Annotated in this window: 6 protein-coding genes; all 6 read right to left on the bottom strand. The window is 45.9% G+C overall.

The genetic code is table 11. The annotated features are described in order from the left end of the window. On the bottom strand, window positions 1-2,054 hold a 2,054-nt coding region (gene xdhA / locus K8S13_RS07420), incomplete at its 3' end, for a xanthine dehydrogenase molybdenum-binding subunit XdhA (protein WP_291461627.1). Beyond that, entirely contained in the window at window positions 2,023-3,480 is a 1,458-nt protein-coding gene (locus K8S13_RS07415) for an 8-oxoguanine deaminase (protein ID WP_291461626.1), read from the bottom strand. The genes K8S13_RS07415 and xdhA, both read right to left, overlap by 32 nt. Next, the gene (gene ygfK, locus K8S13_RS07410) at window positions 3,470-6,742 is read right to left on the bottom strand and encodes a putative selenate reductase subunit YgfK (protein ID WP_291461625.1); all 3,273 of its coding nucleotides are present in this window, start codon (window positions 6,740-6,742) and stop codon (window positions 3,470-3,472) included. The genes K8S13_RS07415 and ygfK overlap by 11 nt, the downstream gene beginning before the upstream one ends. Further along, window positions 6,735-8,156 carry a dihydropyrimidinase gene (gene hydA / locus K8S13_RS07405; RefSeq protein ID WP_291461624.1) on the bottom strand — a complete coding sequence of 474 codons (1,422 nt, stop codon included), beginning with the start codon at window positions 8,154-8,156 and terminating at the stop codon, window positions 6,735-6,737. The genes ygfK and hydA overlap by 8 nt, the downstream gene beginning before the upstream one ends. Continuing rightward, the gene (locus K8S13_RS07400) at window positions 8,138-9,415 is read right to left on the bottom strand and encodes an amidohydrolase family protein (protein ID WP_291461623.1); all 1,278 of its coding nucleotides are present in this window, start codon (window positions 9,413-9,415) and stop codon (window positions 8,138-8,140) included. Before K8S13_RS07400 ends, hydA begins: the two co-directional genes overlap by 19 nt. Continuing rightward, window positions 9,415-11,973: a selenium-dependent xanthine dehydrogenase gene (xdh, locus tag K8S13_RS07395; protein WP_291461622.1), complete on the bottom strand. Its 2,559-nt coding sequence runs from the start codon at window positions 11,971-11,973 to the stop codon at window positions 9,415-9,417. The genes K8S13_RS07400 and xdh overlap by 1 nt, the downstream gene beginning before the upstream one ends. Window positions 11,974-11,994: the final 21 nt, after the last annotated feature.

Below are 11,994 nucleotides of genomic sequence, written 5' to 3'. Positions count from 1 at the left end.
AGCAGGTTGTTATTGTAGATATGGCCGGATTCGGGATCAATGAGTATTTGTTCGGACAGGGCTGCACCGATTCCCATGAATACGCCGCCGTGAACCTGTCCGCCGGCCTGTACAGGATTGAGAATCACCCCTGAATCATGGAGATTGATTATTTTGTTGATTTTTATTTTGCAAAGGGGGATATCCACCTGGATATCAACAAATGTACATCCGAAAACAGGGGCATTGGTGGTGGTTTTGTGGGAAACTTCAGCCGTCAGCTGGCCACCTCTTTCCTTGTGGTAATAACTGTCAAGGGCCAGAGTTTTCATATCCATGACAAAGATCCCGGTATCTGCACAAACAATATTGCCCTGGATAATATCATATGGTTCATCTGGTTTTCCAATCATTAAAGAAACATGGCCCAGTATTTTTTCCTTCAATGATGTGGCAGCCCTGAACACGGCATTACTGATGACATAGGCCTGCCTTGATGCATAGGCGCCGGTGTCAAAGGGAGATACGTCCGTATCCTGTGCCTGGACAACCAAAATTTTTTCACAGGGGATGCCAACGGTCTGTGCAACCATCTGGGCCACAACCGTGTCCGAACCCTGCCCGATTTCAGTGGCGCCCACCTGGACATGGATAGTTCCGTCCTGGTTCAGTACCAGTCTTACACTGGCAATTTCAACACAGACCGGATAGGTTCCCGAAGCATAGCTGAAACATGCCACCCCAAGACCGCGCCGCATCGGCCCGGTTTTATGCTTTTCATATTCTTTCTTTTTTTTGTCCCAGTTCATCAGCTCTTTGCCTTTGAGCAGACATTGGGTTAGACCACAGCTGAGTATTTTTTTCCCTGACATCTGGTCCACATCGCCCTGTTTCACAATATTTTTAAGCCTGAATTCAACAGGGTCCATTCCAATGGCATGGGCAGCATCTTCGGTTGCGCAATCAAGGGCATAGATAACCTGGGGTGATCCATAGGCCCTCATGGCACCAGCAACCGGGAGGTTGGCATATAAAGTTTTTGCATGATACCGGGTGGCCATTCTTGGATACAGATAACTTTTTTTACTGCCGCCTGCTGCGGCAACGGCATGACCATGGGAGGCATAGGCACCGGTTATGGAAATTGCATCCATTTTTCTTGCCTTCATGGTGCCATCTTTCATAAAACCGGTTTTAACATCAAAGTAAAAGGGATGGCGGTTCCGGGTTCCGATCATGCACTCTTCCCGGGACATGTTTATTTGAACCGCCCGGCCGTCAAGTTTCAGGGTGAGAAATGCCACCATGGGTTCAAGGATAACATCCTGCTTGTTTCCAAATCCCCCGCCTATAAACGGTTTGATTACACGCACGCGGCTAAGGGGCATATCAAGGGCTTCCCCCACAATTCTTCTGGCAATATGGGGGATCTGGGTGGAGGAAACAATCACGATTCTGTCAAGATCATCCATATAGGCAAAGGCAATATGGTTTTCGATGTGGCAATGGTGTACCATGGCAGTCTCAAATTTGCTTTCAACTATATAATCCGCTTCTTTCAGGGCTTGATCCACATCACCACCAAATGAATACTGGTGTTCACCCACGATATTGGGAGATCCTTCATGAATCTGCCTTGCATCATCCCTTAAAATATTTTTGGGATAAAGAAGGGGCTTGTATGCTTCATATGAAACTTTGATCAATTTTATGGCCTTATTGGCGATAATTTCATTCTGGGCCACAACAATGGCAATTTCATCACCCATGAACCGGACATTCCGGGTCAAAAGCAACCGGTCTGCCACATCCTTGTGTGTGGGGTCCATGGAAAACGGGTGGCCTGCCGTGGCAAATTTTATTTGGGGAACATCTTCATAGGTTAATACAGCTTCAACGCCGGTTAGTTTTTTTGTCTCTTTCACATGAATCGTTTTTACCCGGCCATGGGCAATACTGCTTCTGACATATTTTGCCACCAGCATATTGGGTCTGTAGAAATCCTGGGTGTATTCTGCCCGGCCGGTTACCTTGGCAACCGCATCAACACGGTTTACCGATTTTCCCACTGCCATGACTGATATGTCTCCTTCTTATTTTTAGGGACAATGCATTTGCCTTATCCCTGATTGCATCTTCATTAAAACCCGTTAACCTGCCCTGGTCAACCACCACTTTTCCGTTGACCAGGGTATAATCGGTGCCATGATTATATCCTGAAAAAATAAGAGCAGCAGCAGGATCAGAGAGGGAACCTGCATATTCCATCCGGTTGATATTAAAAACAGCCAGGTCTGCTGCATAATCCGGTCTTATTTTCCCAACCCGTTCAAAATTTAAAAGTTTGGCACCATTTTGTGTTGCCATTTTCAGAATATCGTCCACGCTCATTGCGGACGCACCATACTTTACCCGGGCAAGAAGCAGTCCGTTTCTGAGTTCACCGAGCATGTCCGAGGAATCGTTAGACGCTGACCCGTCAACCCCCAACGCTACATTTATGCCTTTGGCACGCATATCAGACACCCGGCATATTCCCGATCCAAGCCGCATATTGGAAGTGGGGCAATGGGCAATATGGGTTTGGGTTTCTTTAAGAAGCGTTAATTCATCATCATTAAAAAAAACACCATGGGCATAGGAGACATCTTCCCCGATAAAGGCGCAATCCTCCATGAGTGCAAGAGGTCTTTGGCCGTAAACGCTGACGCAATACTCATTTTCATCGGCTGTTTCCGCAAGATGGGTGTGAAGCCTTACATTGTAGCGCCTTGCAAGGGCCACTGTCTCTTTCATCAGATTTCTGGTCACGGAAAAAGGACTGCAAGGGGCCAGTATGATTTTTTTCATGGATAATTCTCCCGGGTCATGAAACTTGCGGATCACCCGTTCACTGTCCCATAAAATAGTTTCTTCATCCTGAACCACACTGTCAGGCGGCAGCCCGCCGTCTTTTTTGCTGAGGGACATGGACCCCCGTGCGGGAGAAAAACGAAGTCCCAGGATTTGGGCTGCCTTAAACTGGGTGGCCATGATGTCACAATCAATTCCGCGGGGATACAGGTAATGATGATCGGTTGAAAGAGTGCAGCCGGTTTTGAGCAGCTCGCCCATGGCCAGAAGAGAAGAGTAGAACACTGCTTCTTCATCAATATGTTTCCAGATATCATATAAATGGACAAGCCAGTCAAAAAGCTTGGCATTCTGGACAGCAGGCAGGTTTCGGGTCAGGGTCTGGTAAAAATGATGATGGGTATTGACAAGCCCCGGCAGAACCACGTGGTTTGAACAATCAATCACCCTTTGGGCCTCTTCAATAATATTTTTTTCAATTTTTTTTATCTGGTTGCCCTTAATCAGAATATCGGTATTTTCAAGGGGCTCGTCATCAATCCCCGGCCATATATAATAACAGTTTTTTAATAAAACCGATCCCATGTTTTCTCCTGCCCCATGTTTTTTCTTATTTTGGGATGTATCATCTTTTGGTTTATGTTCCAAGATGTCCCTTAAGTGATGTATACAGGAATCCGAGCTGCCTGGCTTCAGTCAGATCGACTTCCCGGTCCTCCCTGGTTCTAAATGTAACGTCCAATACGTCAAAGGTCTGCTTGTCTAATGTTGCAAAAACCCATTGATTCTCATATTCATATGCACTCTCCTGTTCCGTCAATGAGGTCTGGTTCCCCTCATCTCTTTTTAATATTGAGCTGCCTGAAATCATATACCCGCTGGGTTCTTTAAGGAAAGCATCCATTGAAAGATAAAATTTGGGTTTATCCTTGTATGGAGATCCCGAAGAGGGGCAGAAAGTGGTACAATTCCCGCATTCATTGCAGAAATCACCGATATTCACAACCTGATAGGCCTGGTGAATGGCAAAAGTTCCGTTTTTTTTAAAAAAGGGGGTTCCGTTTTTACAAATCGCTTTATATGTTACTCCTTTAAAGGGTTGAACCGAGTATGAAATATTTGCACGGTTGGGGCATACACTTGTACAGATATTGCACAGGGTATCGCAGGAAAGGCACCTTGATGCTTCTGCCCTGGCTGCTTCCCTGGTAAGGGTTTTTGTTACCAGGTCAAAGCTGTCCCGTTTTAAAAGACTGGTTTGTTTTATTTCACATCCCTGGACACGCCTGGCCATTTTTTGTTCAAGGAGTTCAATGTCAGTTTCACAGTTTTCGGTTTCAGGGAAGGGCGTTCCTGAAAGACAAGCATCATTGATGATATTTTGAACCGCGTTCCGGCCGTCTGCAATGGCCTTGATCAGGGTTGACGCCCCGCGCAAGGCATCTCCGCCTGCATAGACATTTTCAATCCCTGTCCGGTATGTTTTAGGATCAACCGCAAGTTTTTGTTCCGGGAAAAAGGGAACCCGGACTTTTTGTCCAATGGCGGAGATGACGGTATCTGCCTTGATCTTAAAAAAAGAACCGTCTATGATGACGGGCTCGGGTCTGCCACTGGAATCGGGTGTACCCGGTTCCATTCTGTAACACCTGATACTGTTCACCCGGCCGTTTTCAGAAAGCACACTTTCAGGGGAGACCATCTGCTCTATTTTGATGCCTTCCTGAATGGCATCTTCAATTTCCTCAATATCTGCAGGCATTTTTTTGATGCTTCTTCTGTAAAGAATGGTGACTTTGCCGTCTCTTCCTGCCAGGCGTTTTGCTGCACGGGAAGCGTCCATGGCAGAGTTGCCCCCGCCGATCACCACAATGTTTTTGCCTGTTTCAACAGGCTTGCCCTGCCTGAGGCCACTTAAAAATTCAAGCTGGTCAAATACGCCTTTTGCGTCAGAACCGGGCACATCCAGTTTATAGGCAATACTTGCACCCACTGCGATATATACGTAATCATAGGTTTGTTTTAAGGTGTTGAACATTTGTTTATCAACAGACCTGCCATACTTGACAGTCACACCCAGGCCGATGATCCTGTCAATATCCCTTTGTATGCTGATATCATCAAGCCTGAAACTGGGAATGGCATCCGCCGCCATTCCCCCGGCAAACTTTTTGGCTTCAAACACATCCACTGAGAATCCGTTCATTTTAAGGAAATATGCCGCAGAAAACCCGGAAGGCCCTCCGCCGATGACCGCCGCTTTAAGCTTGTTGTCTTTAAGCGGTTTGAGATCAGGGAGTTCATGGTGATTTTGGGCAATGTATCGTTTTATTTCACGTATTCTCAAGGGGGTGTCATAATTAATCCTGGTGCATTTCCGGGTGCAGGGATGGTCACAGACCATTCCCTGTACACTGGGAAAGGGGTTGGTTTTTAGAATGACCCTTAATGCATCTTCAAACAACCCTTTTGACGTGTAATACATATAAGAGGGAACATCCTGTCCCGCAGGGCAGGTCTCCCGGCATGGCGCATGGATGCAGTCAAATGCAGTGAGTTTTTTTTTGGTTTTTATGGTTGACCAGGGAAAGCTTGTTTTATGGTATGATTCTTGAGTTTGAACTTTTTTTGCATAGTGTTCAAGGTTAAACAGGATGGATTCATTTTGACTTGTTTTTTTACCTGCCTTAATCATAATATAGTCTGAAACAGAACCGGCCCCGCTGCTTTTAAAGGCTTCCCGGGTATTTTTCAGATACTGGGCAATCCTTGTGTATCCCCCTGGTTTTAATATATCAGAACATACGGTAACCGGTTTCAGGCCGCAGGAAAGAAGAGCAGCTAAGTTAAAGCAGTCAGCACCTGCGGAAAATGAAATATCAAGCCCGCCGTTGAACTGCTGTTGCAGCTTATACGCAAGATTGGTGCTGATAACATGAAGCGGCCTGCCACTCATATAAACCATTTTTTCCTTTTCAGGAAGTCTGCCGCGATTTTGGGTCTCCAGGGTGTTGGTCAGCTTGATATTGAATTCAACTTTGGATTTTTCGGCTATTTTCAAAAGGGTTTTAATCAGTTTTATACCGGCATCAAATTTAAGATCATGTTCAAATGCAATGTCCGGTACAATCGTATCAAATCCGAGCTTTTTATTCAGAATATCCCTTAATGGTTCAGGACCCAGAAGGGTTGGGTTCAGCTTTATGGTTGTATGGAGTTTTTTTTGCTCAATAAAATACCGGCCGATTTTTTCAATCTCATCGGGCGGGCAGCCGTGCATGGTGGAGATGGTGATGTTGTCTGAAATAGTCGGGGGGATTTCAAGATCCACAGCTTTCGGGAAAACAGTCCGGGCAATGGCAAGTTTTTCTGAAATCAAACTGCCGGCGTCCGCCATGGTGTCGAGGAATTTCTGGACACCCGGGCTTAAAATACCTTCCAGGTTGTAGCCCACGCTCATGTTGAATAAAAATCCGGGATCAGCGTCACTGCCAAAGTTCAGTTTTTTTTTCAGGATATAAATGGCAATCAGGGCATTGATATACTCATCCATTGATTTTTCCAGTTTTAATTCCTGGGACCATTCACAGTTATAGCCCTCATCTTCCATGTTGATGCAGGGTTTGGTGACAAAAAGTTCATCTTGTATCTGGATTGTTTTAAGTTCAATATACCTGGCACCGGTAAGCCAGGCACAGATAATATTCTGGGAGAGCTGTGTATGGGGACCTGCGGCAACACCCACAGGGGTCTCTAAAACCCGGCCATAACGATTGATCCTGAAAATATCCGAATCAGACGGCTTGAAAAAAAGAGACCTGGGAATTCCAAAAATTTTTCCGGTTTTTTCCTCTCTTTTAATCCAGGTTAACAGGTTTTCCAAAGAAAGGCAGGTAAAGGTATCACTCATAACACCTCCGTCTTATAAATTTTCCAAACCCTGGTTTCCCGGTGAACTGTCCGTCTTTGACAATGACAGATCCCCTGACCATGGTCATGCTCGGCCAGCCGGCAATTTTTATGCCTTCATATGCCGAATAATCAACATTTTCATGGAGTCTGGCTTTTGAAATTTTTTCTTGTTTTCCTGGGTTTATGATGATCAGGTCTGCATCCGATCCTTTGGCAATAATCCCTTTTTCAGGATAAAGGCCCATGATTTTCGCAGGATTTTCAGAAATAATCCTGGAAAATTCGTTTACGCTCATGCCTTTTTCCAGGACTCCTTTTGAAAACATCAGCCCAACCCTTGTTTCCACCCCGGGGCATCCGCCGGGACATTTTGAAAAATCATCTGCTGCCAGAGATTTTTTCAGTTCAAAATCAAAGGGGCAGTGATCTGTTGCCACAACATCTATGGTGTTGTCCAAAAGTCCATGCCAGATGGCATCCTGGTGTTCTTTTTCCCTCAAGGGGGGACTCATGACATATTTAAGCCCTTCCTTATGGGGGAGAGTGTAAAGGGTTTCATCAAGCACCAGATACTGGGGGCATGTTTCAGCAAAGACATTCATTCCGGACTCTTTTGCGTTTAACACATGTCTAAGCCCGTCCCTGGTTGAAAGATGAACAATATACAAAGGAGCATTCCCGGCATTTTTAGCAATGTTGATTACCCTTTTTACAGCCAGACCTTCAGCATGGGGTGGACGGCTTTTTGCGTGGTAAATAGCTTGTTTTTTCCCCTGGTCAATGAATTTTTGCCGAAGGGAGCGGATCAGGGCATCGTCTTCCGCATGAACAGCCACAAGCAAATTGTTTTTTTTTGCAACCTTAAGAACCTTGAAAAGCATCGAGTCTGAAAACATGTAATCATAGGTCATATATGCCTTCATACTGGTAATGCCATGATCTGCAAGGGTCGGGATTTCATTTAAGATTTCATCATCCACGTGCTGAAGAACCGCATGAAAGGAATAGTCAATCACAGCCCTGCCCCTGGCATATTCATGGTATTTTTCTATCTGGTGGAAAAGGGAACACCCCGAAGGACCGAATCCCGGATGATCAACGATCATGGTTGTCCCTCCGAATGCTGCTGCCACAGTACCGGTATAAAAATCATCCTGGGCCACTGCTATGCCGATATCAAGGTTGAAATGGGTGTGTACGTCAATACCGCCGGGAAGAATATATCCTCCCCCGGCATCCACAACATCTGCATTGGCATCAATTATGGTCTTGCCGAAATCAGATATGGTTTCGCCGACCACCAGAAGATCTCCCTGAACAATACCATCCGGAGTAACAATCCTACCGTTTTTCAAAAGTATTTTTTTTAAATTATTTTTCATCTGCAAACCCGTTACGATAGTTTTTTCCACAGCCTGTTTCCCATTTCTTTTGCAGACTGGAGAATATCTTGTTCACTGGCTGTGATAAGTTTCTTGTTTTTCACGATCAGGCGGCCCGAAGAGATGACACTGTCCACATGGGATGATTCAATGCCGAATAAAAAGTGCCCTGAAAAATTATCCTGATTCATGTGGGTGGGGGTGTTGTAGTCAAGTATTACAAGATTATTGTCAGCGTCACCCTTGTAATGGCCTTTTTTTATATATCTATGGATATTTCTAAACCTTTTATAAATTTCAGGAAAACCAATGCCTTCTGTTCCCTGTCCCACAAAAAATGCCGCCTTGGCGCTTCTAAGCATATCTGAATGCATACCGTCCGTGCCCAGCATAATATTTGACCCGCAGGCCGAATAATTCCCCAGTCCTACATTGTTGTTCAGATTGCTTTCAGTGTTTTGAACCACCCAGGCCTTAGAATCTCTTAAAAGGCTTTTTTCATTATTATCAAGATGAATACAATGCCCCAGTATGGAGCCTGGAAGATCAAGGGCACCTGCATCAAAAAGGCGCTGCATCACTCTTTTGCCATGATGTTTCAAACAGTGTTCCTGATCAGCCATGTCCTCTGCAACATGGATGTGGATACCGGTAGTAAATTTTTTGGCAAGGGCAATTGCTTTTTCAAGAAGATCATTGCCCACGGTAAAGGATGCATGAAGACTAACATGCCCCTGGTTGCCGGCTTTGAGAAAATTTTTGGTTTCATCAAGCCCGGCATCTCTTACTTTTTCACCGTCACGGTCGGACATTTCATAACAAAGCAGGTGAGAAATTCCAATGGTGTCAAAGGCTTCTTTAATTACAAAAAGAGAATCCTCCACGGCAAAAGGGGAGGAATGGTGATCAATGACAAAGGTGACACCGTTTTTAGCACAGAAAAGAGCCGATGCAAGGGCGCTTGCCTTTATCATTTCAAGGTCCAGATTTTTATCCAGATTCCACCAGATATAGCTTAAAATATCAACAAAATTCCGGGGTGTTTTGGCCGGGGCAGGCATTCCCCTTGCCAGTGTTGAATAGATATGATGATGGCCGCATCCAAAGGATTTAGTCACAAACCTGCCCTTTGCATCAAGGATGTTTGACAAATTTTTGGGTGCAAGGGCATCAATGGAGGGGATAAGTCTGATTCCCCCGTAAGGTCCGCTTTCCACCGCCATATCTGTTTTTGTGAATCTTAAACTCTGCCAGTCAATAAAGGTTGCATTTTTAATATAAAGGGTCATTATTTTATCCTTTGTCCCACCGGCAGTTCATACCGTCTTTTTTTATCAAACTGGAAAAGGGCATTGACGGCCGCAGGAGCGGTGGGAACCAGTCCTATTTCTCCCACACCCTTGGCACCCATGGGCCCACCCGGATCTTTGACCTCAACCACCTTGACAATGATTTCAGGCATTGATTTGATTTTAGGGACTCCGAGCTTTGCCATTTTGGAAGACACCAGTCTGCCGTTGTCCAGCGCCAGTTTTTCAGTAAATGCATACCCCAGCCCCATCATCACAGCCCCTTGAACCTGGCCTTCAAAAAGCGCAGGATTGATGACCCGGCCGGCATCATGAGCGGCAACAACTTTTTCAACACAGCCTTTTTCATCCAAAATGACAACCTGGGCAGCATAGCCATAGGCAAAATGGGTCTGGGGGTTTTCAACATTGTTGCCGGGCCGGGTTGTCCAGTCGCAAAACCATCTTCCTTTGAATTTTTTGCCCACAAGGTCTTTGAGTTCACATTTTGCAAGTTCGGTTTTCAGTTTGTTTGCAGCCATGATCAAAGAATTTCCCAGCAAAAAGGTTCCCCGGCTGGCAGTTGTGGTCCCGCCGATCACTTCGGAATCCGTACTGGATACGACATCAATCCGGACATCTTTAAGCCCTGCCACATCATAGAGGATCTGTTTTGCTATGGTATCAACCCCCTGGCCCATTTCCGTCCACCCATGATGAAGGATCACTTTTTTATCCGAGATGATCTCAATGACGGCTTCGCTCTCATCCACCAGGCCGTTGCCGAAACCGATATTTTTTATGGCAATGGCAATGCCGGCATACTTTGCATTGTAAAATTCCTCTTTTACGGCAAGAAGGGTTTCCTTAAGTCCGACACCATCACCCAGCACCTGGCCGGTGGTCGTCATTGATCCTTTTTCCAGGGCATTGTCAAATCTGAACTGCCAGGGGTCAAATCCACCTTTCCCGCAAAGTTCGTCCACAATGCATTCCATTGCAAATGTCACCTGATTAACACCAAACCCCCGCATGGCACCGGAAGGAAGGTTGTTTGTATAAACTGCCTTTGAAATAACATCCACTACGGGCACATGAAAGCCACCGGCTGCATGGCCGGCGGCACGGTTTAATACTTCCCCGCCAAGGGAAGCATAGGCGCCGGTATCTCCGATGATATCTGCAAAAAGAGCGGTCAGTTTCCCTTTTCTGTCGCACCCGAGTTTATAATTCATGATAAACGGGTGGCGTTTTACATGCATTCTGATGGACTCTTCCCTGGAAAGCCTTAACTTTATGATTTGGTTGAGGTGAAAACTAAAAAGGGCGGCATGGCCCTGGACGGTCAGGTCTTCTTTGCCGCCGAATGCACCGCCGCAGGGAACAAGGGTTGCGATCACCCGCTCCTTGGGAATCCCCAGGAGTTTTGAAATGGAATGTCTGTCTTCATAGATTCCCTGGCTCTGGGTGTAGATCTGGATGCCGTCTTTTCCATGGGGCTTTGCAATGGCGGCTTCAGTTTCCAAAAAAGCATGTTCCACAAGCTGGGTCCTGTATTGGGCTGAAACCGTAAAAGCAGATGATTCAAATGCATCATCAATATTACCGCCCCTGCTGAATTGGGTGATGGCCAGCAGATTGCCTTTTTCATGGACTTTAATTTTATCCGTAAGTGCTTCAACAGGGTCTGTAACCGGTTCCAGGACCTCATATTCGACCTCAATAAGGTTGCAGGCTCTTCTGGCCGTCTTTTCATCTTCAGCCACTACACCGGCAAGCACATCACCGATGTATCTTGTGGTTTCCCCTTCCTGCACCATCAAGGGCCAGTCCTGGTGGATGGCGCCGGTCATTTTTTCTCCGGGAATGTCTTCTGCCGTAAAGACCCTTACCACACCCGGCAGTTTTGCAGCTTTTCGGGTATGAATACAAAGCACTTTTGCTCTTGGGTGATTACTGAATCTCAAGGCACTGAACAGCATGCCGGGAAATTTCATGTCATCTATGAAGTTGCGCCGGCCCAGCGCAGTAAGGTATGCATCATGCTTCGCCCTGCTTTGGCCCACACCTGCGTTTTCTAAAAGTTCGATCTTTTTTTTACTCTTAAGTGATTCTGCAGCAAGAATAACCGCATCAATTATTTTGGTGTAACCCGTACACCGGCAAAGATTGGCGCTAAAGGCTTTTTTTATTTCCTCCCGGCTGGGAGAGGCATTCTGCTCCAGAAGAATTTTTGCCCGGGAAAGAAAACCCGGGGTGCAGAATCCACATTGAACAGCTCCTTTTTTTACAAATGCTTTTGCCAGGGTATCCTTCAGGACAGGATCAAACCCCTCTATGGTAACGATATCGGCACCATCTAATTTTTTCATGGGTGTTCTGCATGAAAGTGCGGGTTTACCGTTTATTTCAAGAAGGCATGCGCCGCATGCGCCCTGGCCGGAGCATCCGTTTTTTACAGATACGATGTTCATCTCTTCCCTCAGCCAGGTCAAAAGAGACAGCTCCTTGCTGCCTTTGAAAGAGATGGGTGTTTGGTTCAATGTAAATTTTATCATGGCTCAATCCTGAATGGTTTT

The sequence above is a fragment of the Desulfobacula sp. genome (assembly GCF_021107415.1).
This window is presented reverse-complemented; position numbering and strand designations above follow the sequence as displayed.